At 61.0% G+C, this 23350-nt stretch carries 23 protein-coding genes; 9 read left to right on the top strand and 14 right to left on the bottom strand.

Annotated features, from left to right (window positions below):
- The first annotated feature begins 45 nt into the window (after positions 1-45).
- Genes AB5I78_RS00370 through AB5I78_RS00355 form a run of 4 tightly spaced genes read left to right on the top strand, consistent with a single transcriptional unit; the run spans position 46 to position 2851 of the window.
- Positions 46-528, top strand: coding sequence for a Fur family transcriptional regulator (locus AB5I78_RS00370; RefSeq protein WP_106576033.1), 483 nt, complete (start codon positions 46-48; stop codon positions 526-528).
- Positions 528-1313, top strand: coding sequence for a zinc ABC transporter ATP-binding protein ZnuC (znuC, locus tag AB5I78_RS00365; RefSeq protein ID WP_369302751.1), 786 nt, complete (start codon positions 528-530; stop codon positions 1311-1313). The genes AB5I78_RS00370 and znuC overlap by 1 nt, the downstream gene beginning before the upstream one ends.
- Positions 1306-2094, top strand: a complete 789-nt coding sequence (gene znuB, locus AB5I78_RS00360) for a zinc ABC transporter permease subunit ZnuB (RefSeq protein WP_094949676.1) — start codon at positions 1306-1308, stop codon at positions 2092-2094. Before znuC ends, znuB begins: the two co-directional genes overlap by 8 nt.
- A 37-nt stretch (positions 2095-2131) precedes the next feature.
- Positions 2132-2851, top strand: coding sequence for a PA5502 family lipoprotein (locus AB5I78_RS00355; protein ID WP_119741320.1), 720 nt, complete (start codon positions 2132-2134; stop codon positions 2849-2851).
- A gap of 101 nt (positions 2852-2952) precedes the next feature.
- Here the strand turns inward: AB5I78_RS00355 and katE are convergent, their stop codons facing one another.
- Positions 2953-5094, bottom strand: coding sequence for a catalase HPII (gene katE, locus AB5I78_RS00350; RefSeq protein WP_106576029.1), 2142 nt, complete (start codon positions 5092-5094; stop codon positions 2953-2955).
- 265 nt (positions 5095-5359) lie between these two features.
- Here katE and AB5I78_RS00345 point away from each other — a divergent pair, with 265 nt between their 5' ends.
- Genes AB5I78_RS00345 through AB5I78_RS00335 form a run of 3 tightly spaced genes read left to right on the top strand, consistent with a single transcriptional unit; the run spans position 5360 to position 7865 of the window.
- On the top strand, positions 5360-6367 hold the full coding sequence (locus AB5I78_RS00345; RefSeq protein WP_145158580.1) for a methionine ABC transporter ATP-binding protein: 1008 nt from the start codon (positions 5360-5362) through the stop codon (positions 6365-6367).
- Entirely contained in the window at positions 6367-7041 is a 675-nt protein-coding gene (locus AB5I78_RS00340) for a methionine ABC transporter permease (protein WP_106576027.1), read from the top strand. Before AB5I78_RS00345 ends, AB5I78_RS00340 begins: the two co-directional genes overlap by 1 nt.
- A 50-nt stretch (positions 7042-7091) precedes the next feature.
- Positions 7092-7865, top strand: coding sequence for a MetQ/NlpA family ABC transporter substrate-binding protein (locus AB5I78_RS00335; RefSeq protein ID WP_106576026.1), 774 nt, complete (start codon positions 7092-7094; stop codon positions 7863-7865).
- Between the two features lie 810 nt (positions 7866-8675).
- On the opposite strand, the gene AB5I78_RS00330 is transcribed toward AB5I78_RS00335, so the two are convergent.
- The 5 genes from AB5I78_RS00330 to AB5I78_RS00310 are packed head-to-tail and all read right to left on the bottom strand — an operon-like array spanning position 8676 to position 12599.
- Complete coding sequence (locus tag AB5I78_RS00330) at positions 8676-9311, bottom strand: SCO family protein (RefSeq protein WP_369302752.1); 636 nt, start codon at positions 9309-9311, stop codon at positions 8676-8678.
- Entirely contained in the window at positions 9308-10207 is a 900-nt protein-coding gene (gene cyoE / locus AB5I78_RS00325; RefSeq protein WP_106576024.1) for a heme o synthase, read from the bottom strand. The genes AB5I78_RS00330 and cyoE overlap by 4 nt, the downstream gene beginning before the upstream one ends.
- Positions 10195-11274, bottom strand: coding sequence for a heme A synthase (locus tag AB5I78_RS00320; RefSeq protein WP_369302753.1), 1080 nt, complete (start codon positions 11272-11274; stop codon positions 10195-10197). Before AB5I78_RS00320 ends, cyoE begins: the two co-directional genes overlap by 13 nt.
- A 10-nt stretch (positions 11275-11284) precedes the next feature.
- The gene (locus AB5I78_RS00315; protein ID WP_262206030.1) at positions 11285-11869 is read right to left on the bottom strand and encodes a hypothetical protein; all 585 of its coding nucleotides are present in this window, start codon (positions 11867-11869) and stop codon (positions 11285-11287) included.
- Positions 11835-12599 carry an SURF1 family protein gene (locus tag AB5I78_RS00310; protein WP_369302754.1) on the bottom strand — a complete coding sequence of 255 codons (765 nt, stop codon included), beginning with the start codon at positions 12597-12599 and terminating at the stop codon, positions 11835-11837. Before AB5I78_RS00310 ends, AB5I78_RS00315 begins: the two co-directional genes overlap by 35 nt.
- Positions 12600-12627: 28 nt before the next feature.
- Between AB5I78_RS00310 and AB5I78_RS00305 the strand changes: the two genes are divergently transcribed.
- Positions 12628-12831, top strand: a complete 204-nt coding sequence (locus AB5I78_RS00305; RefSeq protein ID WP_016969525.1) for a twin transmembrane helix small protein — start codon at positions 12628-12630, stop codon at positions 12829-12831.
- 6 nt (positions 12832-12837) lie between these two features.
- Here AB5I78_RS00305 and AB5I78_RS00300 read toward each other — a convergent pair whose 3' ends face one another.
- From AB5I78_RS00300 to coxB, 4 genes are all read right to left on the bottom strand, one after another.
- A complete protein-coding gene (locus AB5I78_RS00300) occupies positions 12838-13725 on the bottom strand; it encodes a cytochrome c oxidase subunit 3 (RefSeq protein ID WP_145158502.1) in 888 nt (295 codons plus the stop codon).
- Positions 13726-13760: 35 nt separating this feature from the next.
- Positions 13761-14312 (bottom strand): cytochrome c oxidase assembly protein, encoded by a 552-nt coding sequence (locus AB5I78_RS00295; RefSeq protein WP_369302755.1) that lies wholly within the window; start codon positions 14310-14312, stop codon positions 13761-13763.
- Positions 14313-14462: 150 nt separating this feature from the next.
- Positions 14463-16049, bottom strand: a complete 1587-nt coding sequence (gene ctaD / locus AB5I78_RS00290; protein WP_106576019.1) for a cytochrome c oxidase subunit I — start codon at positions 16047-16049, stop codon at positions 14463-14465.
- Between the two features lie 58 nt (positions 16050-16107).
- Positions 16108-17235: a cytochrome c oxidase subunit II gene (coxB, locus tag AB5I78_RS00285; protein ID WP_119741308.1), complete on the bottom strand. Its 1128-nt coding sequence runs from the start codon at positions 17233-17235 to the stop codon at positions 16108-16110.
- A gap of 368 nt (positions 17236-17603) precedes the next feature.
- Between coxB and AB5I78_RS00280 the strand changes: the two genes are divergently transcribed.
- Positions 17604-18251 (top strand): hypothetical protein, encoded by a 648-nt coding sequence (locus AB5I78_RS00280; RefSeq protein ID WP_145158496.1) that lies wholly within the window; start codon positions 17604-17606, stop codon positions 18249-18251.
- Between the two features lie 69 nt (positions 18252-18320).
- Here AB5I78_RS00280 and AB5I78_RS00275 read toward each other — a convergent pair whose 3' ends face one another.
- The 4 genes from AB5I78_RS00275 to AB5I78_RS00260 all read right to left on the bottom strand — a co-directional run bounded on the left by AB5I78_RS00275 (position 18321) and on the right by AB5I78_RS00260 (position 23341).
- The gene (locus AB5I78_RS00275; RefSeq protein WP_242200504.1) at positions 18321-19868 is read right to left on the bottom strand and encodes a SulP family inorganic anion transporter; all 1548 of its coding nucleotides are present in this window, start codon (positions 19866-19868) and stop codon (positions 18321-18323) included.
- An 85-nt stretch (positions 19869-19953) separates the two neighbouring features.
- The gene (locus tag AB5I78_RS00270; RefSeq protein WP_106576015.1) at positions 19954-20685 is read right to left on the bottom strand and encodes a carbonic anhydrase; all 732 of its coding nucleotides are present in this window, start codon (positions 20683-20685) and stop codon (positions 19954-19956) included.
- Between the two features lie 228 nt (positions 20686-20913).
- Complete coding sequence (locus tag AB5I78_RS00265; RefSeq protein WP_369302756.1) at positions 20914-21972, bottom strand: PA0069 family radical SAM protein; 1059 nt, start codon at positions 21970-21972, stop codon at positions 20914-20916.
- A 70-nt stretch (positions 21973-22042) separates the two neighbouring features.
- A complete protein-coding gene (locus tag AB5I78_RS00260) occupies positions 22043-23341 on the bottom strand; it encodes a c-type cytochrome (protein ID WP_369302757.1) in 1299 nt (432 codons plus the stop codon).
- Positions 23342-23350 lie beyond the last annotated feature (9 nt).

Genomic DNA, 23350 nt, shown 5'->3' with positions numbered 1-23350 from the left:
AACGGGTAACATAATAACGTCTCTATCAAATGTCTGTCGCCGCTCATGCCTAAAACACCCATTGCCAGCCGCCCCCACGACCACTCTCACTGCGTGCACACCGCGCTGTCGGAGGCCGATACCCTGTGCGCACAGAAGGGCCTGCGCCTGACCGCGTTGCGTCGTCGGGTGCTGGAACTGGTGTGGCAAAGCCACAAGCCGCTGGGCGCCTACGACATTCTTGGCGTGCTCAGCGAGCAGGACGGCCGTCGCGCCGCGCCGCCAACGGTGTACCGCGCGCTGGATTTCCTGCTGGAAAACGGCCTGGTGCACCGCATCGCCTCGCTCAATGCCTTTGTTGGCTGCAACCACCCGGAACACGCGCATCAGGGCCAGTTCCTGATCTGCCGCGAGTGCCATGCGGCCATCGAGCTTGAACAAAAAAGCATCAGCGACGCCATCATCAAAAGCTCGGCCGACGTCGGCTTCAGGGTCGAAGGGCAAACGGTCGAAGTGGTCGGGCTCTGCTCGGGTTGCCAGGGGGCTTGATGAGCAATGCGTTAATCCGCCTCGAAGGGGTTGGTGTCACGTTCGCCGGGCAAAACGTGCTGGATAACATCGGGCTGAGCGTCGAGCCGGGCCAGATCGTCACGCTGATCGGCCCCAATGGCGCCGGCAAGACCACGCTGGTGCGCGCAGTACTCGGTTTGTTGAAGCCGGACAGTGGCAGCGTATGGCGCAAGCCCAAGCTACGCGTCGGTTACATGCCGCAAAAATTGCACGTCGACCCGACACTGCCGCTGTCCGTGCTGCGCTTTTTGCGCCTGGTGCCCGGTGTAGACCGCGCCCGCGCGCAGGCTGCGCTCAAGGAGGTCGGTGCCGAACAGGTGATCGACAGCCCGGTGCAAAGCATCTCCGGCGGCGAAATGCAGCGCGTGCTGCTGGCCCGCGCCTTGCTGCGCGAGCCTGAACTGCTGGTGCTTGATGAACCCGTGCAAGGCGTTGACGTTGCCGGCCAGGCCGAGCTGTACAGCCTGATTACCCGCCTGCGTGACCGCCACGGCTGTGGCGTGTTGATGGTCTCCCACGACCTGCACCTGGTCATGAGCACCACCGATCAGGTGGTGTGCCTCAACCGCCACGTTTGCTGCTCCGGCCATCCGGAGCAGGTCAGTAGCGACCCGGCGTTTGTCGAGCTGTTCGGCAAGAATGCCCCGAGCCTGGCGATCTATCACCACCATCACGACCACGCCCATGATTTGCACGGCGCCGTGGTTGACGATCCCGCCACCCGTCACACACACGTTCATGGAGATAGCTGCAAGCATGGCTGATTTTCTGCTCTACGCCCTGCTGGCAGGCTTGGCTCTGGCGCTGGTGGCGGGCCCGTTGGGCTCGTTTGTGGTCTGGCGGCGCATGGCCTATTTTGGCGACACGTTGTCGCATGCCGCGCTGCTGGGCGTGGCCATGGGCTTTTTGCTGGACGTGAGCCCGACCATCGCCGTCACCGTGGGCTGCCTGCTGCTGGCGGTGCTGCTGGTGACCCTGCAACAGCGCCAACCGCTGGCCTCCGACACACTGCTGGGGATCCTGGCGCCGAGCACCCTGTCCCTGGGCCTGGTGGTGCTGAGCTTCATGCATGAAGTGCGCATCGACCTGATGGCCTACCTGTTCGGCGACCTGCTGGCGATCAGCCCTACAGACCTTGCGTGGATCCTCGGTGGCAGCGCCGCCGTGCTGCTCTTGCTGGTGGCTCTGTGGCGCCCGTTGCTGGCGATCACCGTGCATGAAGAGCTGGCCACGGTGGAAGGTTTGCCCGTGCCCGCCCTGCGCATGACCCTGATGCTGTTGATCGCGGTGGTGATTGCTGTCGCGATGAAGATTGTCGGCGTATTGTTGATCACCTCGCTGCTGATCATTCCCGCAGCCGCCGCCCAACGCCATGCGCGCTCACCCGAGCAAATGGCGATCGGCGCCAGCCTGTTGGGCATGCTTGCGGTGTGCGGGGGCCTGGCGCTGTCGTGGTTCAAGGACACGCCAGCCGGCCCGTCGATTGTCGTCACGGCGGCCGCCCTCTTTCTGCTGAGTTTTGTCCTGCCCCGTCGAGGGGTGTAGACTTGCTCGCTTTTTGCGCAACTAGAGAGTCGCAGGAATGAAGCTGTTCAACGCCCGTTATCTGCTCCTTGCCGCATTTTCCCTGCTGCTGGGCGCCTGTCAAAGTACGCCGCCCGCCGCCCCCGAGGTACCGGACGCACGCGCTGCGGCCATCGCGCAGCTGGAGCAAAACCTGGCCAGCAGCGAGCTTGCCACTGCCGAAGACGAATTGGCCGCATTACAGGCCCAGTCGCCCAACGACCCGGCCCTTGAGCCTTACCAGCGTCAATTGGCCGAAGCCTACTTGCAGCGCAGCCAGATTGTGCTGCAAAAAGGCGATGTCAACGCTGCCGCCACGGCCCTGAGCCGTGCACGTGCGCTGATGCCCAAGGCCCCGGCACTGACCGGTGGCGTCAACAGCGCCATCAGCCATGCGCGCAAAGCCGAGCTGGATAAAGCCGAAGCCGCCTTGAAAGCCGCTGAAGCCAAGCCGCCGGCCAAGGTCATCGACCCGGCCGCTGAAAGCACCACTGTGGCGCTGAACCTCGTCGATATCGAAGAACTTCGCCATCAACTGGACGCGATCGCCACCGACGTGGTGAATTACCAGTGCGACGTGACCATTCAGGCGCCGCGCACGCAGGACTACCCGTGGCTGGCCACATTGCTGACCAAACGGGTGAAGCGAATTGATTCGGGGTATGACCTGAAGATTCACCGGCAGATTGTGAAACACATTCCGGCGCAGGTAGTGCTGATTCCGCGCAAGGCGCAATAAAAGCATCGCAGGCAAGCCCGCTCCCACATTTTGAACTGTGAATACATTCAAATGTGGGAGCGGGCTTGCCCGCGATGGCGATCTAACAAACAGCCGATAACTTAAGCCGGAATAGCCTTAGCCTTCGGCTCACGATCCCAAACCCGGTGCTGTGCAATCGCGGCAAAGAACGCCTTGAACGCTTTCGCATCCGACCCCACGATCAGCCCCGCATCCACTTCAAGCTTCAGCAGATCCAGCAACGGCTTGGCATCATTGGCAACCGTGATCGCCTTCAGGTGCTTGTACGCCTCCAGCAGGAAGTGCAACGCCACACCATCACCGCTCAATGCCTGCACCGACTTGGCGCCGCCCGGTACGAACACCGCGTCAAAGGCAATCGACGGCATGCCTTCCATCGACGCATCCACCTTCAGGCTCTTGCCATCGGCGGTGGTCACCGGCGCCGAAGTTGGCCCCAGCAGCTTGGCGTGTGCACCTTCAGCCTCCAGCGCTTTCTTCAACGCAGCAATTGCCGCGCCGTCCACGCCGTTAGCCGCGAGGATCGCAACTTTGCGCGTTTTGATATCGCCCGACAGCAGGTTCACCTGGCTTAGCGCCGGCGACTCTTTGAGCGAAGACTCACGCGGTGGCACGGTGCCTTTGGTTGGCGCCGGCAAACCGAGGTTCTGTGCTACGCGCTTGGCCAGCTCCAGGTCGATGTTGGCCAGAATCTCGTTGACCTGACGGGCGCGGATAAACTCACGCTCCACCTTGCCTAACTCGAAGCTGTACGCCGCGATGATGTGCTCTTTCTCGTGGTGGCTCATGCTGTGGAAAAACAGCGTGGCTTGCGAGAAGTGATCGCCAAACGACTCGCTGCGCTCACGCACTTTGTTGGCGTCGACACGTTCGTAATAGGTCTCGAAACCGCCATCCTGCGCAGCCGGTGGCGTTTCTTTTGGCCAGCCGCCGTCAATCGAGTTCGGCTCGTAGGCCGCGCGACCCTTGTCGATCACGGTGCGATGCTGAGCGTCGCGCTGACCGTTATGGAACGGCGTGACCGGCCGATTGATCGGCAGCTCATGAAAGTTCGGGCCACCGAGACGGCTGATCTGAGTATCCGTGTAGGAAAACAGACGGCCTTGCAGCAGTGGGTCGTTGGTGAAGTCGATACCCGGCACGATATGGCCTGGGCAAAAAGCCACCTGTTCAACCTCAGCGAAGAAGTTATCCGGGTTACGGTTAAGCACCATTTTGCCCAGCGGCGTAATCGGCACCAATTCTTCAGGGATGATCTTGGTCGGGTCGAGCAGGTCGAAGTCGAACTTGTGCTCGTCTTCTTCCGCAACGATTTGCACGCCCAATTCCCACTCAGGGTAGTCGCCGCTTTCAATGGCTTCCCACAGGTCGCGACGGTGGTAATCGGTATCTTTACCGGCAAGCTTTTGCGCTTCGTCCCACACCAGCGAGCAGGTGCCCACTTTTGGATGCCAGTGGAATTTCACAAAGCTCGACTTACCTTCGGTATTGATCAAGCGGAAGGTGTGAATGCCAAAGCCCTGCATGGCGCGCAGACTTTTGGGGATGGCACGGTCGGACATGGCCCACAGCACCATGTGCGCGGATTCTGGCTGCAGCGAGACGAAATCCCAGAACGTGTCGTGGGCAGAACCGCCGGTGGGAATCTCGTTATGCGGCTCAGGTTTGACCGCGTGCACGAAGTCAGGAAACTTGATCGCGTCCTGAATAAAGAACACCGGCATGTTGTTGCCCACCAGGTCGAAGTTACCTTCGTCGGTGAAGAACTTCACAGCAAAACCGCGCACGTCACGCACCGTATCGCCCGAGCCACGCGGGCCCTGCACGGTGGAGAACCGCACAAACACCGGGGTTTTATGCTCGGGGTTGCGCAGGAAACCGGCCTTGCTCAGCGCCGAATGGTTCTCATAGGTCTGGAAATAGCCGTGGGCGCCAGTGCCGCGAGCATGCACGATGCGCTCCGGGATACGCTCATGGTCAAAGTGCGTGATTTTTTCACGCATGATGAAGTCTTCCAGCAGCGATGGGCCACGGGCACCGACTTTCAGGGTGTTCTGGTTGTCAGAAATCTTTACGCCTTGATTGGTGCGCAGCGCCTGGCCGGTTGCGTCGGAACGGAACTCTTCCAGGGCCTGCAGCTTGGCGTTGGTGTTGCCACGGTCCAGGGTATCGGTGCCCGCGAGCTCACTCTTCGGCGGGGTAGCTGGCTTCTTGGTACTCATCAGTCAAAACTCCTTATTCAAATTGGCCAGAGCGGTCCCCGGCTCGTTTGAGCAAACCCCCAGGCACGGCACCTGGGAAATTGAGTTGCTTAAGTAGTGACTGACACGGATTTGCACCGTTCCTTTTTTATGACCTTTGATCGCGTTATTGCCAAATCGCTGGTTGAATGCGAAATAAATGCTAAGAAACACTATACGGACAGGCTAAAATGCGCGCCCGGCTAACCGCTGATCCCTTTTCCATGCGCCCCACAAGGTTCGCTACGTGATCGAGTTTCATAACGTCCATAAAACCTACCGCGTCGCCGGTAAGGAAATCCCCGCGCTGCACCCCACCAGCCTGCGTGTCGAAAACGGCCAGGTGTTCGGCCTGATTGGCCACTCCGGTGCGGGAAAAAGTACCCTGTTGCGTCTGATCAACCGCCTGGAGCAACCCAGCGGTGGCCAGATCAATGTCGACGGCGAAGAAGTCACCGCCCTGGACGCCAATGGCCTGCGCCGTTTCCGCCAGCAAGTCGGGATGATCTTCCAGCACTTCAACCTGCTGGCCTCCAAGACCGTTGCCGACAACGTGGCGCTGCCGCTGACGCTGGCTGGCGAACTGTCGCGCAAGGAAATCGACCAGCGCGTGGCTGAGTTGCTCGCCCGTGTCGGCTTGTCGGACCACGCCAAGAAATACCCGGCGCAGTTGTCCGGTGGCCAGAAGCAGCGCGTCGGTATCGCCCGCGCCCTGGCAACCAAGCCAAAAATTCTGCTGTGCGACGAAGCCACCAGCGCCCTCGACCCGCAAACCACCGCCTCGGTGCTGCAACTGCTGGCCGAGATCAACCGCGAGTTGAAGCTGACCATCGTGCTGATCACCCACGAGATGGACGTGATCCGCCGCGTATGCGACCAAGTGGCGGTGATGGATGCTGGCGTGATCGTCGAGCAAGGTTCGGTGGCCGATGTGTTCCTGCACCCCAAGCACCCGACCACCAAGCGCTTTGTGCAAGAAGCGGATCAGGTCGACGAAAGCGAGCAGCGCGATGACTTTGCTCACGTGCCAGGCCGTATCGTGCGTCTGACGTTCCAGGGCGAAGCAACCTACGCGCCGCTGCTGGGTACCGTCGCCCGCGAAACCGGCGTGGACTACAGCATCCTCGCCGGTCGTATTGACCGCATCAAAGACATTCCCTACGGCCAACTGACCCTCGCCGTCACCGGTGGGGACATGGACGCCGCTTTCGCCCGCTTTACCGCGGCAGACGTCCACATGGAGGTTCTGCGCTAATGGAAATCCTGTTGAGTTTCTTCGCCAATATCGACTGGTCCGAGATCTGGCTCGCCACCGGCGACACCATGACCATGCTGCTCGGTTCGCTGTTCTTTACCATCCTGCTCGGCCTGCCACTGGGTGTGCTGCTGTTTCTGACCAGCCCGCGCCAACTGTTCGAACAAAAAGGCCTGTACGCGCTGCTGTCGCTGATCGTGAACATCCTGCGTTCGCTGCCGTTCATCATCCTGCTGATCGTGATGATCCCGTTCACCATACTGATCACCGGCACCTCACTGGGCGTGGCCGGTGCGATTCCGCCACTGGTCGTAGGCGCGACGCCGTTCTTCGCGCGCCTGGTGGAAACCGCCTTGCGTGAAGTGGACCGCGGCATCATCGAAGCCACGCAGTCCATGGGTGCCAGCACGCGTCAGATCATCATCAATGCACTGCTGCCCGAAGCGCGGCCCGGTATTTTCGCTGCGATTACGGTGACGGCCATTACACTGGTTTCCTACACGGCCATGGCCGGTGTTGTCGGCGCCGGCGGCTTGGGCGACCTGGCGATCCGCTTTGGTTACCAGCGCTTCCAGACTGACGTGATGGTTGTCACTGTGGTGATGCTGCTGATCCTGGTGCAAATTCTGCAAACCGTCGGCGATAAGCTGGTGGTGCACTTTTCTCGAAAATAACGGCCATGGCCGGCCCCCGCCGGCGCATGCCCGAACAAGGAGCTTGCTGGATGAAAAAACTACTGGTTGCTTTCGCTGCCGTTGCCGCGTTTTCCGCCCACGCTGCCGAGACCCTCACGGTCGCCGCGTCGCCAGTGCCGCACGCGGAAATCCTGGAGTTTGTGAAGCCCGCACTCGCCAAAGAAGGCGTGGACCTGCAGGTCAAAGTCTTCACCGACTACGTGCAGCCGAACGTACAAGTGGCTGAAAAGCGCCTGGACGCCAACTTCTTCCAGCACCAGCCGTACCTGGATGAGTTCAACAAGGCCAAGGGCACTCACCTGGTGAGCGTCGGTGCCGTGCACCTGGAGCCCTTGGGCGCCTACTCCAGCAAGTACAAAAAACTCGAAGACCTGCCGGATGGCGCCAATGTCGTGATCCCGAACGACGCCACCAACGGTGGCCGCGCGTTGCTGCTGCTGGCCAAGCACAACCTGATCACCCTGAAGGACCCGACCAACATCCTGTCGACCATCAAGGACATCTCCGGTAACCCGAAAAACCTCAAATTCCGCGAACTGGAAGCCGCCACACTGCCGCGCGTGCTGACCCAGGTCGACCTGGCGCTGATCAACACCAACTACGCCCTGGAAGCCAAACTGGACCCATCCAAGGACGCCCTGGTGATCGAAGGCAACGACTCGCCTTACGTGAACATCCTGGTGACCCGCGAAGACAACAAAGACTCGGACGCCGTGAAGAAGCTGGTTGCAGCCCTGCACACGCCGGAAGTGAAAGCGTTCATTCTTGAGAAGTACAAAGGCGCGATCCTGCCGGCGTTCTGATCTGCCCCGATCTTCAAAACTCTGAAGATCAAAAAATGTGGGAGCGGGATTGCTCGCGAAGGCGCAGTGTCAGTCACCGAATTTATCGACTGAACCACCGTCTTCGGGGGCAAGCCCCCTCCCACATTTGTTTTGTGTTGTTTGGAAGATCAAGCCAGCACACTTGCCTGCTTACGCGTTGTTCAAACCTTGCACAAAACCCCTGTGGGAGCAGGCTTGCTCGCGAAAGCGCAGTGTCAGTCACCGAATTTATCGACTGAACCACCGTCTTCGGGGGCAAGCCCCCTCCCACATTTGTTTTTGTGTTGTTTGGAAGATCAGGCCGGCGCACTTGCCTGCTTACGCATTGTTCAAACCTTGCACAAAACCCCTGTGGGAGCGGGCTTGCTCGCGAAAGCGCAGTGTCAGTCACCGAATTTATCGACTGAACCACCGTCTTCGGGGGCAAGGCCCCTCCCACATTTGTTTTATGTTGCTTGGAAGATCAAGCCGGCACACTTGCCTGCTTACGCATTGTTCAAACCTTGCACAAAACTCCTGTGGGAGCGGGCTTGCTCGCGAAGGCGCAGTGTCAGTCACCGAATTTATTGACTGAACCACCGCCTTCGGGGCAAGCCCCCTCCCACATTTGTTTTTGTGTTGTTTGGAAGATCAGGCCGGCGCACTTACCCGCTACGCGTTGTTCAAACCTTGCACAAAGCACTGTGGGAGCTGGCTTGCCTGCGATGGCGGTGGGTCAGTCAGCCTATCAGCCTCTGATCCACCGCCATCGCAGGCACGCCAGCTCCCACATGTACGGTGCGGTGCCTGTTATTTACGCTGCAGCAACCCCGGTAACTGCGCCACCAGCTTTTGATTGTTCAGCGGCGCACGAATAAACCCGCGCTGCGTGCCGTCCGGCCCGATCAGCGCCAGGTTGCCGCTGTGGTCGACGGTGTAGTTGGGCTTGCTGGTATCCGCTGGAATAAACGGGATGCTCACCGCATTCGAGACCTTCTGCACATCGTCCACATTCGCGCCGGTCAGGCCTTCGAATTGCGGGTCGAAGTAGCCCAGGTATTGCTTGAGCTGAGCCGGCGTGTCGCGGTTCGGGTCGACACTGACCAGAATCACCTGCAACTTATCCACCGCCTCTTTGGGCAGCTCGCTCTTGATCTGGCGCAGTTGGGCGAGGGTGGTGGGGCAGATGTCGGGGCAGAAGGTGTAGCCGAAAAACAGCAGGCTCCATTTGCCTTTCAACTCGTTGACCAGCACCGGCTGGCCGTTCTGGTCTGTCATGGTCACCGGCGGCAGCTGGCGGCTTTGCGGCAGCAGGATGATGCCCGCGTCGATCAGCGCAGTAGGGTCGCCCTGGCCTTTGCCGCTGAGCACTTTGTTGACGGTCAGGCCCATGATCAACGCGACGATGGCCACCAGGATAAAGACGGTTTTTTGAGTTCGAGTCATAGGTTCAACAGTAAGTAGTGGTCTACGAGCAGGGCGATAAACAGCACAAACAGGTACCAGATAGAGTACTTGAAGGTGTTGATCGCCGCGTGCGGCTGGCTGCCACGGTACAGCACCCAGGCCCATTGCAGAAAGCGTGCGCCCAACACCAGCGCACACGCCAGGTACAGCAGGCCACTCATGTGAATCACATACGGCATCAGGCTCACCGCCAGCAGGGCGAAGGTGTAGAGCAGGATGTGCACCTTGGTGTAGTGCTCGCCGTGGGTGACCGGCAGCATCGGGATGTCGGCCTTGGCGTATTCCTCCTTGCGGTGAATGGCCAGGGCCCAGAAGTGCGGCGGGGTCCAGGCGAAGATGATCAACACCAGCAGCAGCGGCTCGGCGCTGACATGCCCGGTCACGGCAACCCAGCCCAACAGCGGCGGCGCCGCGCCAGCGAGGCCGCCGATCACGATGTTTTGTGGCGTTGCGCGTTTGAGGAAGCCGGTGTAGATCACCGCGTAGCCGAGCAGCGAAGCCAGCGTCAACCAGGCCGCCAATGGATTGGTGAACGCCAGCAGCAAGGCCAAGCCTGCAACAGCCAGAAACAAAGCAAAGGCCAATGCCGCCACCGGCGACACCCGCCCTTCGGCCATCGGCCGTTTGTGCGTGCGCGCCATCACCGCATCGATGCGCCGATCCACCACATGGTTGACCGCCGCCGCACCGCCGGCACACAGCGCAATGCCCAGGTTGCCAAAAATCAGCACCGCCCATGGCACCCCGGCGCGGGTGGCGAGGAACATGCCCACCAAGGAGGTGATGAGCATCAGCACCACCACCTTTGGCTTGGTCAGCTCCAGGTAATCTCGCCAGATCGCCTGATCGCGGCGCGCGTCGATCAAGGTCGCCATGGCGTCTCTCCTTTAAGGGTGATGAGGCCCGAAACGTGTTTGCGCGGAATGAAGCGCCAGCCGAACGGCAACTGATGGCGCACCCGGACCAGGCTGGTGCGCGCGTGGTAATTGACCAGCACCAATGTCAGCAGCAACGCTGCGCCGCCTGCGTTATGGCCGACCGCCACCGGCAGCGGCAGGCCGAACGCCACATTGCTCACGCCCAGGCTGATTTGCACCGCCAGGGCGATCAGCAACAAGCCCGCCAGTCGCGTCATGCCTACTGCGCGCAATTGCCAGGCCAGCCCCAACAGCACCAGTGTCACCAACATCGCGCCAAGGCGATGGGTCAGGTGGATAGCCGTACGCGCTTCGCTGTCGAGCTGGCCACCGAGGTAATTGGGGCCGATGTGCTGAGTGAGATGAAAGCCGTTGGCAAAGTCCGCCGCCGGCCACCACTGGCCATGGCACGTGGGCAGGTCGATACAGGCCACCGCCGCATAGTTGGAACTCACCCAGCCGCCCAGCGCAATCTGGCCGATCACCAACACCAACCCGGCGGTCGCCCAATATTGCAGGCGCTTGGGCACGATCAACGCGGGCAGCACGCCGGACAGTCGCAGGGTCAGCAGAAACAATAAGCTCAAGGTGGCAAAACCGCCGAGCAGATGGCCGGTTACAACTTGCGGCCACAACTTCAATGTCACCGTCCACATGCCAAACGCGGCCTGGGCGAACACCACCGCCAGCAAAAACAGCGGCAGTTTCACCGGCTGACCTGGATCATGCCGATGGCTCCAAGAGCGCGCCGCCAACAGCACGATGAGCAACCCCAAGGTGCCGGCAAAATAGCGATGGGTCATCTCGGCCCAGCCCTTGTCGGCCTGCACCGGTGTATCGGGGAAGTGCAGCTCGGCGTGCGCCAGTTGGGCTTCGCTCTGCGGCACGCTGATAAAACCGTAACAGCCGGGCCAGTCCGGGCAACCGAGGCCGGCATGGGTCAGGCGCGTATAGGCGCCGAGCAGCACGACGATCAGCGCCAGCAAGGTGGCAAACAACGCGAGGCGAAATCCAGGTTTGGCCATGACGATGCCCTTATCCGATGTTCGACAGTTTCAGCAGCAAGCGCAGGTCGTTGAGCAGGTCCTTGCCCTTGACCTTGGCGTCGTAGCGCAGCACCAAGTTGCCGTGCGGGTCGACGATCCACAGTTGCGCATCGCCGGGTGCGGCGGCGTCCTTGGTGAAGGTCGACAGGTCCAGCGGATAGCGGTGCAGTTGCGGGTATTCGGTTTTGAGCTTGGCCGCGTAGGCGCTGCTCACTGGCTGCGCGCTGGCCAAGGCATGGCTGGCGCGCGAGGCATCACGGCCCAGGCTGATTTGCAGTTGGCGCGCCAGGTACACCAACTGCTGGCACTCAGCGGCGCAGGCGGTGGGCGCGGTGACCAGCAGTTGCCAGCGATCTTCATCGGCCTGCACGCCAATGTCGGCGCGGGTCTGGCCGTTGCCGATCAGTTCGCCGTGGTAGCTGCGGCTGTCCGGCACCCAGAACTGCAACTTGTACATGAAGGTGGCCAGCGCCATCGGGCCGATCACCATCATCAGGATCAAAATCAGCTGCCAGCGGCCTTTGCGCCGGTCGGGCGCCTCAGACATGCTGGGTGGATTCATGGCCGCTCCCATGGGACTTCTCCTTTTTGTTGTGCCATCCGAGGTAGAGGTACAGCGCCAGCAGCGCCAAGGCCATGGCGAACCACTGCACGGCGTACCCCAAATGTTTTTCCGGGCCCATGGCGACCACCGGCCACGTGGTGTCATACGTGCCCGGGCCGGGTTCGGCGCGCAGTTCGTAGGCAAAACCGCCACGGCCCAACTCACTCCACAGGGCGGCGGGGTGCAGCGCGGTAAGCAAGCGCGGCCATTGCGTGGTGGCTGGGTCGGCGTGCAGTTGGAAGGTTTCGCCGGGGGCGACGTAGACCCAGGCGTCGAGATTCAACGGTTGACCGGGTGTGGTGAAGACCGGTGGCGTGCGCCGGTCCGGCCACGGCAGCCAGCCGCGATTGAGCAACAGCCACTGGCCGCTGGCCTGATCATGAAAGGGTTGCAGCAACTCGACGCCGGCCTTGCCGTCGCGCATGCGGTTGTCGAGCAACACGCTGTGCTCGGCGTCGAACTGGCCGCGCAGGCGCACGCGGCGAAAGGCGGGGTCGGGCATCTCATTGAGCTGGACACTGCTGATGGGGTCGGCCACGCGCCGCTCGGCGTAGCTGTCCACCAGCAACTGTTTTTCATGGCCGCGCGCCAGTTGCCAGAACCCCAGGCCCACCATCAACGGCAGCAGCACCAGCACCACCAGCGTGGGTGCGAGTCCTGGGCGAAAGTCTTTTATGGCGCTGGCTATACTTGTTTTCATTGCCCGCCCATCCGAAGGGAACCTGACCATGCTCAAAGCAGCCATTGCCCTGATGCTGATCGCGACTGTCGTGAGCCTGTTCAGTGGTTTGTTCTTTCTGGTCAAGGACGAGGGCAACTCCAACCGCCTCGTCACTGCCTTGACCGTGCGTGTCGTACTGGCCGCGATCACCGTGGGCTTGATCGCCTGGGGCTTTTTCAGCGGCCAGCTGGTGTCTCATGCGCCGTGGTAAGGCGCCTCACAGCACATACACGAAGAAGAACAGGCCGATCCACACCACATCCACAAAGTGCCAATACCAGCTGGCCGCCTCGAAACCAAACTGGTGCTCGGCATTGAAATGCCCGCGCAGGATGCGCATCAGCATCACGAACAGAATGATGGTGCCGATGGTCACGTGAGCGCCGTGAAAGCCCGTGAGCATGAAGAAGGTCGCGCCGTACACGCCCGAGCCGAGGGTCAGGCCCAGTTCTTTGTAGGCATGCATGTACTCCTCGGCCTGGAAGGCCAGGAACGCCCAGCCCAGCAGCACGGTCAGCGCCAGCCAGATTTTCAGTGCGCCGCGATGGCCCTTGCGCAAGGCATGGTGGGCGAGGGTGATGGTCACGCTGGAGCTGACCAGCAAGATCGTATTGATCAGTGGCAAGCCCCAGGGGCTGATGGTGCCCTCCGGTGGCGGGTACATTTTTGGGTCAGGGTTGTTGAGCAGCGGCCAGGTGAACTGAAAATTCGGCCACAGCATGTGCGCGATGCCCTTGTGCCCTTCACCGCCCAGCCATGGCCCCGACATGTGCCGCACATAAAACAGGGCGCCAAAGAACGCGACGAAGAACATCACCTCGGAAAAGATGAACCAGGTCATGCCCCAGCGAAACGAGCGGTCCATCTGCGGGCTGTACAAACCGGCGCGGCTTTCCTTGATCACCGCGCCGAACCAGCCGAACAGCATGTAGGCCAGCAACAGCCCACCGACGAAAAAGATCCACGGCCCGTGGGATTCCGGGCGCGCCGCCTTCAGATCGTTGAACCACACAGCCAAACCGTACACGGTGGTGAGCATGCCCAGGGTGGCAATTATTGGCCATTTGCTTTGCGCTGGTACGTAGTACGTATCATGAGACGACATGTATTCGCTCTCCTGATTGAGGGGGCAAACAGTAGCTAGCCGCCGGTATGGACGGCCACCGGCGGTTGGCGCGCAGTGATGTCAAACAGCGTGTACGCCAGAGTCAAATGCTTCACATCCTTGGGCATGGCGCGGTCGACGATAAAACGCACCGGCATTTCAATGCGCTGACCGGGCTGCAGCACTTGCTGGGTGAAGCAAAAGCACTCGGTCTTGTGGAAGTACATCGCCGCTTCGGCCGGGGAAATGCTCGGCACTGCCTGGGCTTTCATGACCTTGTCGGTGGGGTTGTAGGCGACGAACAGCATCTCGGTGACCGCACCGGGGTTGACCACCACTTCGTCCGCCTTGGAGTGAAACTCCCAGACCATGTCGATGGCATTGGTCGACAGGAACTGCACTCGCACCTGGCGCGTGGGGTCGACGACTTGCTCACCTTCGTACTGCCCGGCGGTCTTGCCGTTGATGCCGAACGCCTTGCACATCACGTCGTAAATCGGCACCAGGGCGAAGCCGAAGGCGAACATCGCCACCACCAGAATCAGCAGACGGGTGACCAGGCGCTTGATGGGGATGGACTCAAGCATGGCGATCACCTGAACCGAACGCGGTCAATGTGGGAGCGGGCTTGCTCGCGAATGCGGTAAGCCAGGCACTATTTGCGGCGACTGAAACACCGCTTTCGCGAGCAAGCCCGCTCCCACAGGGGATTTGTATAGGCATGGCGAACCGGGTATTCACTTGACCTCCGGCGGCGTGGTGAACGTGTGATACGGCGCGGGCGAGGGGATGCTCCACTCCAAACCTTCGGCGCCATCCCACGGCTTGGCCGGCGCCGGCGGGCCGCCGCGGATGCACTTGATGACGATAAACAGGAAGAAGATCTGCGTGGCGCCAAACATGAAGGCGCCAATCGAGGAGACCATGTTGAAGTCGGCGAACTGCAGGTTGTAGTCCGGGACCCGGCGCGGCATGCCGGCCAGTCCCACGAAGTGCATCGGGAAAAACGCCATGTTCATGCCGATGAAGGACAGCCAGAAGTGCAGCTTGCCCAGGGTTTCGTCGTACATGTGCCCAGTCCATTTGGGCAGCCAGTAGTACGCCGAGGCGAAGATGCCGAAGATCGCGCCAGGCACCAGTACGTAATGGAAATGCGCCACCACAAAGTAGGTGTCGTGGTACTGGAAGTCCGCCGGGGCAATCGCCAGCATCAGACCGGAGAAGCCGCCAATGGTGAACAGGATCACGAAGGCCACGGCAAACAGCATCGGCGTCTCGAAGGTCAGCGAGCCTTGCCACATGGTGCTGACCCAGTTGAACACCTTCACGCCCGTCGGCACGGCGATCAGCAGCGTGGCGTACATGAAGAACAGCTCGCCCACCAGCGGAATGCCCACCACGAACATGTGGTGCGCCCACACAATGAACGACAGGAACGCGATGCTCGCCGTGGCGTAGACCATAGAGGTGTAGCCGAACAGCGGCTTGCGCGAGAAGGTCGGGATGATCGAGCTGACGGCGCCGAAGGCCGGCAGAATCATGATGTACACCTCGGGGTGGCCGAAGAACCAGAACACGTGCTGGAACAGCACCGGGTCACCGCCGCCGGCGGCACTGAAGAAACTGGTGCCGAAGTGGATATCCATCAGCATCATGGTCACGCAGCCGGCCAGCACCGGCATCACCGCGATCAACAGGAACGCGGTGATCAGCCAGGTCCAGACGAACAGCGGCATCTTCATCAGGGTCATGCCAGGGGCGCGCAGGTTGAGAATGGTCGCGACCACGTTGATCGCGCCCATGATCGAACTGATGCCCATCAGGTGGATGGCAAAAATAAAGAACGTCACACTTTCGGGCGCGTAGGTGGTGGACAGCGGGGCGTAGAAGGTCCAGCCGAAATTCGGCCCGCCACCGGGTGTGAACAACGTGGAAACCAGCAACAGGAACGCCGCTGGCAGCAGCCAGAAACTGAAGTTGTTCATGCGCGGCAGGGCCATGTCCGGCGCGCCGATCATCAGCGGGATCATCCAGTTGGCCAGGCCGACAAAGGCCGGCATCACCGCGCCGAACACCATGATCAGGCCGTGCATGGTGGTCATCTGGTTGAAGAACGCCGGCTGCACGATCTGCAGGCCGGGCTGGAACAGCTCGGCGCGGATCACCATGGCGAACGAGCCGCCGAGCAGGAACATGGTGAAGGCGAACCACAGGTACATCGTGCCGATGTCTTTGTGGTTGGTGGTCAGCACCCAGCGCATCAGGCCTTTGGCGGGGCCATGGGCATGGTCGGCGTGACCATGGTCATCGATCACAGTGCTCATGGCCGTTCTCCTGCAAAGGAATGGGCTGTGCGGTTCAGGGCATACGCAGTTGAGGCCATCATTTGCTTTCCGCCTGTTTCAAAGCCAGCACGTCTTTGGGCGTGACCATGTCGCCTTTGTTGTTGCCCCAGGCGTTGCGTTCGTAGGTCACCACGGCGGCGATGTCCACTTCCGACAGCTGTTTGCCGAAGGCGGCCATGGCGGTGCCGGGCTTGCCGAAATACACGCGGTGCAGGTGATCTTCCTTAGGCCCGGTGGCGATCGGCGAGCCTTTGAGCGCCGGGAACATCGGCGGCAGGCCTTGGCCCTCAGCCTGGTGACAGGCCACGCAGGTGGTGTGGTAGACCTTGTCGCCACGCGCCACCAGCTCTTCAAGCGTCCACTCTTTGGAGGTCAGCTCCTTGAGCTTGGCCGCTTCTGCCTTGCGCTCGCCGAGCCAAGTGTCGTAGTCGGCCTGGGATTTGACCTCGACCACAATCGGCATGAAGCCGTGGTCCTTACCGCACAATTCAGCGCACTGGCCACGGTAGATGCCGGGCTTCTCGATACGCGTCCAGGCCTCGTTGACGAAGCCGGGAATGGCGTCGCGCTTGACCGCAAAGGCCGGTACCCACCACGAATGAATCACATCGGCGGCAGTCACCAGAAAGCGCACTTTGGCGCCTACCGGCAGCACCAGGGGCTGGTCGACTTCGAGCAGATAGTGCTCGCCCTTGGTGGCCTGGTTATGGATCTGCTCGGCAGGGGTGGCCAGGTTGCTGAAGAATTCCACGTCCTGGCCCAGGTATTTGTAATGCCACTTCCACTGATAACCGGTGACCTGGATATCGATATCCGACTCGGTGCTGTCGTAGATGTTGATCAGGGTCTTGGTCGCCGGAATGGCCATCGCTACCAGGATCAGCAACGGCACTACGGTCCAGAGGATTTCCACGGTCGTGCTCTCGTGAAATTTGGCAGCCACCTGGCCCGTGGACCGGCGGTGCAGGATCATCGACCAGAACATCGCGCCAAACACGACAATGCCGATCACCACACAAATCCAGAAGATGGTCATGTGCAGGTCAAACACGGCGTGACTGACTTCAGTAGCCCCTGGCGCCATATTCGTTGTCCAGGCGGCGTGCGCCTGGCCGAATACCGACCACAACAGAAGGCCCATCCAAACGTGTGGATGTCGCGTCATTGCGGGTTCCCCTTTATGTTTCTTGTTATCCCGCCGGTTTGCACCTGCGGCGAAGGGAGCGGCTTCCATACTGCTTACAACCGCCAAGCCTTGCCTGCTTCATGCAGTTGGGCGTCATCAGCTAATTGCGTACAAAATCGAGTATAGACAGCCGGGCAACCCCGCAATGTGTAGGGGCAAATGAGCACAAACAGACGGGCGGGCCCAATAAATACGGGGGCGCAAACGTTTATCCGACGAACGATGGCGATTCGATATAACGCATGCGCATAACCATGAAATAATTATGACAAACGCGTCTTAGGCCCTCGTATAAACGAGCTACCTTGTTCTTTCCCTTTTCCTACGCCTGTTTCAATGGAGCTTTCATGAACACCGCCGCATTGCGCGAGCAGATTTCCCGTGCCCATCAACACGAAGCCAGCACTGGCCAGCTTGCCCAGCAACTGGAAAAACAATTGCCGCACCTGCATTCGGCCATTTCCCTGGCTGACGGTGATCGCAACATTGTCATGACCCGTTTTGTTACCGCCTACATCGAGCTTGTCCCTGACTTGCTGGAAGCCGCCAATGACGTGGCGCGCGAAGCTGGCATCGAAAGCCAGATCAAGCCGGTACTGAAAATCGCCGAGCATTTCTTCCTGCAACCGCCCGCGATTCTTGCCGGCCACGAAGGCCTCGACGGCCTGCTGGACGAGGCCTACCTGGCCCATCGCCTGGTAGAAGAAGTCAACGATCTGTACATCACGCACTTCGGTCAGCCGTTGATTCCAGCGGACACCACCGTGGCCAACTTGATCGCTCATCAGCTGATCGGCGAAGCATTTGCCAACCAGTTGGACGAAGCCGTGCATTTGGCGGTGGATGAAATGCTCAACGAAGACAGCTTTGCGCTGGAGTCGGTCGAGGCTTACCGCGAAACGCTCAAAAGCCCGAACACGGAAGCGGCGTGGAAGCGCTGGCCGTGCCTGTCGCGGCAGCTGGGGGTTGAGTTGGCGCTGGATCAGCCGGCTTAACTCTTCAATATGATGCAAAACCCATGTGGGAGCGAGCAAGCCCGCTCCCACATTTTTGATTGGGTTCTGTCAGCTAGTGGACGGTGCCGAACCTATCCCCACGGTCGTGCGCACCCGGCCTTCAAGCCTGCGCTTCAAGCCGCGCGCCTCGATCACAAGCGTAGAGCCCTTGGCCGCATTGGCCCGGCCCCATTCCTCCAGCAACTCCAGGCAGGAATGGTCGATGTAACTCAAGTTGCTCAGCGGCACATGCAACGTGGTCCCTGCGGGCACCGTCGACAGCACTTGGGTCAGTGCCGGCACTTTCAGGAAGGTCGCCGCACCGGTCAGGCGCAACTCCATCTCACCGTCCTGGGGCAGGTCGATCAGGCTGATTTTCAGTCGCGACGCCTTGAAGGCCAACTTGACCAACGTCAGCCCGAAGCCCACCAGTACACCGGTCAGCAAGTCGGTAAAGATGATCGCCAGCGCCGTCGCGGCATAGGTGAACATCGGCATCCGCCCGTATCGGCCCAATGCGCGAAATGCTTTCACGTCCACCAGCTTGATCCCGGTGTACACCAGCACGCCCGCCAGGCTCGCCACCGGGATGCTTTGCAGCACGCTCGACAGCAGCAGCACGAACCCCAGCAGCCATACACCGTGGAACATCGCCGACAAGCGCGTGGTCGCACCGGCCTGCACGTTGGCCGAGCTGCGCACGATCACGCCGGTCATTGGCAGCGCGCCGACCAGGCCACAAAGCATGTTGCCTACACCTTGAGCGGACAATTCCTTGTCGAAATCCGAGCGCTGGCCGCTGTGCATGCGGTCAACCGCAGCAGCCGACAGCAGGGTTTCGGCGCTGGCGATAAAGGCCACGGCGAACGCGGCGATCAACAGTTGCGGATCGGCCAGGTTCAGCAAGTCGCTGGGGCGTAGCCAGTCGATGGCATCGGCAAGGTTTTCCGGGACTTCCACACGCTTGACCTGCAACGCCAGCACCAGGCTGGTGACCGTCGCCAAGCCCACGCCCAACAAGGCGCCTGGCACAAACCGCAGTTTTTGCGGGCGCAATTTATCCCACAGGTACATCACCAGCATCGTCGACAGCCCCAGCAAACCCGCTTGCCAGCCAAGGCCTGCGCCCAGGGTTGGTATCGCCTCAACCACCGCGGCCGGGAAGCCCGCCAGGTTATCCAGCCCGGAAGGCTTGGGCGCGCCGTCGAGCATCACATGGACCTGCGAGAGCACAATCAGCACGCCGATCCCCGCCAGCATGCCGTACACCACCGCCGGCGCCGTGACGCGAAACCAGCAGCCCAGACGCAATCGCCCGGCCACCAATTGCAGGAACCCCGCCAGCAACAGGATGGGGCCGAGCATCATCATGCCGTGCTGGCGCACCAGTTCGAACACCAACACTGCCAAACCGGCGGCGGGCCCGCTGACCTGCAGCGGCGATCCAGCCAGCCAACCCACCACCAGGCCACCGATGATCCCGGTGATCAGCCCTTTGGCCGGCGGCATGCCAGACGCAATCGCGATGCCCATGCACAAGGGCAGGGCGACCAGAAACACAACCACGGACGCGAGCAGCTCCCGAGGCAATACAGCTTTCAATTGAGCAGCACGCATATTGACTCTCCCAAGGCATTCGCCGGGCGCGGCAATGCCTGGCTGCATCCATGGCAGCCACCGCATTACCCGGCAGGGAAGTGTTTTAGAAGCGCGCTTTAGGCGTCGCGCAAGGGATGGGTCCGTCACCGCTCAGCGGTCGAAATGCCGCCTGATCTGCATCGTAGGCTCGGATTTCGCTGGTCTCGATGTTGTAGATCCAGCCATGGATAAACAAATGACCATTGGCCATGCGTGAGGCCACGGAAGGGTGGGTGCGCAAATGCTGCAACTGGGCGATGACGTTTTCTTCGGTCAGCACCTTCATGCTTTCGCCTTCATTGGCGCAGTCGCAGTTGTCCTCAACCATCGACTTGGCGACCTCGGCATGACGCAGCCAAGCCCGGACCGTCGGCATTTTTTCCAGGCTCTGGGGGTTGAGTACCGCGCGCATGGCGCCGCAGTCGGAATGCCCGCACACGATAATGTGCTGCACGCCCAGGGCGAGAACCGCGTACTCGATGGCCGTGGACACGCCGCCGTTCATCTGTCCGTAGGGTGGCACCACGTTGCCGACGTTACGCGTGACGAACAGGTCGCCAGGGGAGCTTTGGGTGATCAGCTCGGGCACGATCCGCGAATCGGCACAGGTGATAAACATCGCCCGCGGGCTCTGGGCCGTGGCGAGTTTTTTGAAGAGTTCTTCCTGCTGGGGGAAGACGTCGTGATGGAAATGCAAAAAGCCGTCAACGATGTGCTTTAGCGCTGCATCGGCGGACTCGGCCACCTGAGGGGCTGAAGCCGACGCAGCCAACGGCTGTTTATCCTTGTCACTCATGATTCATCCTCTTGATTAATGCAGGGAGAGTGTTCAGGTCATTTCGACGCTGGGCCAGTGGATTAGTTGTAAAACGCTGAAGACCACGGCTCCGACCCACCAGTCACTCGCAGAACAAGGTAACCGCCGAAACTTAACTCAAACTGAATGAACCGCTCTAGATCGCGGGTTTCAGTGATGTCAAAACGCGACTACTCCTACAGGCATGTCGCGCCCCTCTTGGTCAGTTTACAATAATGCCATCTGCCTGCCCGGTGGGCAGAACGCCGTGCAATCCAGATTAAACCCTTCCCGACGATTAAGCCCCAGGCGCTTGATCGTCTTGCTGAAGCGCTGCGCCAGCAGATCGGCGAACGGCCCCTCGCCCCGCATGCGCACACCGAAGCGGCTGTCGTACACCTCACCACCGCGCACCTGGCGCACCAGGCTCATCACATGGGCCGCGCGCTGCGGGTAATGCGCCGCCAGCCACTCCTCGAACAACGGCGCCACCTCCAGCGGCAAACGCAGCATCATGTAGGCCGCACTTTGCGCACCCGCCGCGTGCGCTTCGGTCAGCAGGCTCTCGAGCTCGCTGTCGTTGATCATCGGAATCATCGGTGAACACAACACGCCCACCGGGATGCCGGCCTCGCGCATCACCCGAATCGCCCGCAACCGCGCCTTGGGCGCCGCCGTGCGCGGTTCCAGAATGCGCTTGAGCTCATCGTCCAGGCTCGTGAGGCTGATCATCACCGCCACCAGCCGCTGCCGGGCCAGCTCGGTCAGCAGGTCGAGGTCACGCAAAATCAGCGAGCCCTTGGTGATGATGGTCACCGGGTGGCGGTAGCGCAGCAGCACTTCGAGGGTCTGCCGGGTGATCCTGTACTCGCGCTCGATGGGCTGGTAGGGGTCGGTATTGGAGCCCAGATTGATCGGCGCACACACATAACCCGGCTTCGACAGCTGTTGCTCCAGCACCTGGGCGGCATTGGTCTTGGCGATCAGCTTGGTTTCGAAATCCAGCCCCGGCGACATGTCCCAGTAAGCGTGACTGGGCCGCGCGTAGCAGTAGATGCAACCGTGCTCGCAGCCGCGATAGGGGTTGATCGAGCGATCGAACGGCAGGTCCGGCGAGTTATTGCGGGTGATGATGCTTTTGGCCGTTTCGATGCGCACTTCGGTGCCCTGGGTCGGCGGCACCTCCTGAAACCAGCCGTCGTCCTCGGCCACACTGACCGTAGGCGCAAAGCGATTGTGCAGGTTGGTGGCCGTGCCCCGGCCACGGGGCGGTAAAGGTGTAGACATGAAAACGCCCCAATACTGTTTTTATATACAGTACTGGGGCGTGATGGTTATGACCAGTGCCGTCTGGCGGTCAGTGCTTTTGCGTCACTTGCCCCAAGTCATCGCCCGAGGTGGTGCGCATATCGCTCTTGCGCAGGTCCGCCACGTCGCTGGCTTTTACCGGCGCGCCTTTGTTGCCCCAGCTGCCGCGGACGAAACTGACCACATCCGCCACTTCCTGGTCCGACAACCGCCAGGCAAACGCCGGCATGGTGAACGTCGACGGTGCCGTGTGCGTAGCCGGCAAGGTGCCGCCATTCAACACAATGTTGATCAGCGACGTGGCATCTGCCGTCTGCAACACCGGGTTACCCGCCAGCGCCGGGAACACCCGCGTATAGCCATGGCCGTCGGTACGGTGGCACGCCGCGCAGTTGTCGATGTACACCGACGCGCCCGGCTTGCTGTCGTCACCTTTCCACAACGCCTCGGCCACCTGTTTGTCGTACTGATGCGGCTGATCCTTGGGATCCACCGCCGGCAGGCTCTTGAGGTAGCGGGCGATAGCGGTCAGGTCGTCCTGCGACATGTACTGCATGCTGTGCACCACCACATCGCTCATGCCGCCAAACACGGCGCTGCGATCACTGCGGCCGGTCTTGAGAAATTGCACCAGTTCGTCCTCGCTCCAGCTGCCGAGGCCGTCCTTGTGATCGCCACGCAGGCTTTTCGCGATCCAGCCTTCCAACGGCGCGCTGCCGGACAGGAAGGCGTTGCCGCCAGTGGCGCTGAGGGCTTTTTCCTGCATGGTCAGGGCGCGCGGCGTATGGCAGGCGCCACAGTGTCCCAAGCCTTCAACCAGGTACGCGCCACGACTGACCACCGGGTCGGCGGCCGGTTGCGCCGGATGCTCCTCAACGGCCGGCGCAAACATCCAGCGCCAGGCCGCCAACGGCCAGCGCATGCTCAAGGGCCAAGGAATATCGCTGTCTTTGTTCTCTTGGGCGACCGGCTCTACACCCTTCATGAAGTAGGCATACAACGCCTGCATGTCGCTGTCGCTGACACGCGCGTAAGACGGGTAGGGCATCGCCGGGTAAAGCGTACTACCGTTCTTGGCGACGCCATGGCGCACGGCCTTGTCGAAATCTTCGAAGCTGTAGTCGCCCAGGCCGGTCTTGTCCGGGGTGATGTTGGTGGAGTAGATCACGCCGATCGGGGTTTCCATCGGCAGCCCGCCGGCAAAGGGTTTGCCACCCTTGGTGGTGTGGCAGGCCACGCAGTCACCGGCGCGGGCCAGGTATTCGCCCTGCTTGACCAGGTCGGTTTCAGCGGCGCTTACCGAACAGCTGCTCAAGAGTGCCAGGGAGGCGATAACAAGTGCTTTCATGGTCATCGC

The organism is Pseudomonas sp. N2-3-1-14 (assembly GCF_041228395.1).
Taxonomy (GTDB): Bacteria; Pseudomonadota; Gammaproteobacteria; order Pseudomonadales; family Pseudomonadaceae; genus Aquipseudomonas.
This window is presented reverse-complemented; position numbering and strand designations above follow the sequence as displayed.

What these genes read in the sequence shown, in the direction of transcription:
- AB5I78_RS00370 (WP_106576033.1), top strand. Translation starts at nt 46, where the DNA reads ATGCCTAAAACACCCATTGCCAGCCGCCCCCACGACCACTCTCACTGC.
- znuC (WP_369302751.1), top strand. Translation starts at nt 528, where the DNA reads ATGAGCAATGCGTTAATCCGCCTCGAAGGGGTTGGTGTCACGTTCGCC.
- znuB (WP_094949676.1), top strand. Translation starts at nt 1,306, where the DNA reads ATGGCTGATTTTCTGCTCTACGCCCTGCTGGCAGGCTTGGCTCTGGCG.
- AB5I78_RS00355 (WP_119741320.1), top strand. Translation starts at nt 2,132, where the DNA reads ATGAAGCTGTTCAACGCCCGTTATCTGCTCCTTGCCGCATTTTCCCTG.
- katE (WP_106576029.1), bottom strand. Translation starts at nt 5,094, where the DNA reads ATGAGTACCAAGAAGCCAGCTACCCCGCCGAAGAGTGAGCTCGCGGGC.
- AB5I78_RS00340 (WP_106576027.1), top strand. Translation starts at nt 6,367, where the DNA reads ATGGAAATCCTGTTGAGTTTCTTCGCCAATATCGACTGGTCCGAGATC.
- AB5I78_RS00335 (WP_106576026.1), top strand. Translation starts at nt 7,092, where the DNA reads ATGAAAAAACTACTGGTTGCTTTCGCTGCCGTTGCCGCGTTTTCCGCC.
- AB5I78_RS00330 (WP_369302752.1), bottom strand. Translation starts at nt 9,311, where the DNA reads ATGACTCGAACTCAAAAAACCGTCTTTATCCTGGTGGCCATCGTCGCG.
- cyoE (WP_106576024.1), bottom strand. Translation starts at nt 10,207, where the DNA reads ATGGCGACCTTGATCGACGCGCGCCGCGATCAGGCGATCTGGCGAGAT.
- AB5I78_RS00320 (WP_369302753.1), bottom strand. Translation starts at nt 11,274, where the DNA reads ATGGCCAAACCTGGATTTCGCCTCGCGTTGTTTGCCACCTTGCTGGCG.
- AB5I78_RS00315 (WP_262206030.1), bottom strand. Translation starts at nt 11,869, where the DNA reads ATGGGAGCGGCCATGAATCCACCCAGCATGTCTGAGGCGCCCGACCGG.
- AB5I78_RS00310 (WP_369302754.1), bottom strand. Translation starts at nt 12,599, where the DNA reads ATGAAAACAAGTATAGCCAGCGCCATAAAAGACTTTCGCCCAGGACTC.
- AB5I78_RS00305 (WP_016969525.1), top strand. Translation starts at nt 12,628, where the DNA reads ATGCTCAAAGCAGCCATTGCCCTGATGCTGATCGCGACTGTCGTGAGC.
- AB5I78_RS00300 (WP_145158502.1), bottom strand. Translation starts at nt 13,725, where the DNA reads ATGTCGTCTCATGATACGTACTACGTACCAGCGCAAAGCAAATGGCCA.
- AB5I78_RS00295 (WP_369302755.1), bottom strand. Translation starts at nt 14,312, where the DNA reads ATGCTTGAGTCCATCCCCATCAAGCGCCTGGTCACCCGTCTGCTGATT.
- ctaD (WP_106576019.1), bottom strand. Translation starts at nt 16,049, where the DNA reads ATGAGCACTGTGATCGATGACCATGGTCACGCCGACCATGCCCATGGC.
- coxB (WP_119741308.1), bottom strand. Translation starts at nt 17,235, where the DNA reads ATGACGCGACATCCACACGTTTGGATGGGCCTTCTGTTGTGGTCGGTA.
- AB5I78_RS00280 (WP_145158496.1), top strand. Translation starts at nt 17,604, where the DNA reads ATGAACACCGCCGCATTGCGCGAGCAGATTTCCCGTGCCCATCAACAC.
- AB5I78_RS00275 (WP_242200504.1), bottom strand. Translation starts at nt 19,868, where the DNA reads ATGCGTGCTGCTCAATTGAAAGCTGTATTGCCTCGGGAGCTGCTCGCG.
- AB5I78_RS00270 (WP_106576015.1), bottom strand. Translation starts at nt 20,685, where the DNA reads ATGAGTGACAAGGATAAACAGCCGTTGGCTGCGTCGGCTTCAGCCCCT.
- AB5I78_RS00265 (WP_369302756.1), bottom strand. Translation starts at nt 21,972, where the DNA reads ATGTCTACACCTTTACCGCCCCGTGGCCGGGGCACGGCCACCAACCTG.
- AB5I78_RS00260 (WP_369302757.1), bottom strand. Translation starts at nt 23,341, where the DNA reads ATGAAAGCACTTGTTATCGCCTCCCTGGCACTCTTGAGCAGCTGTTCG.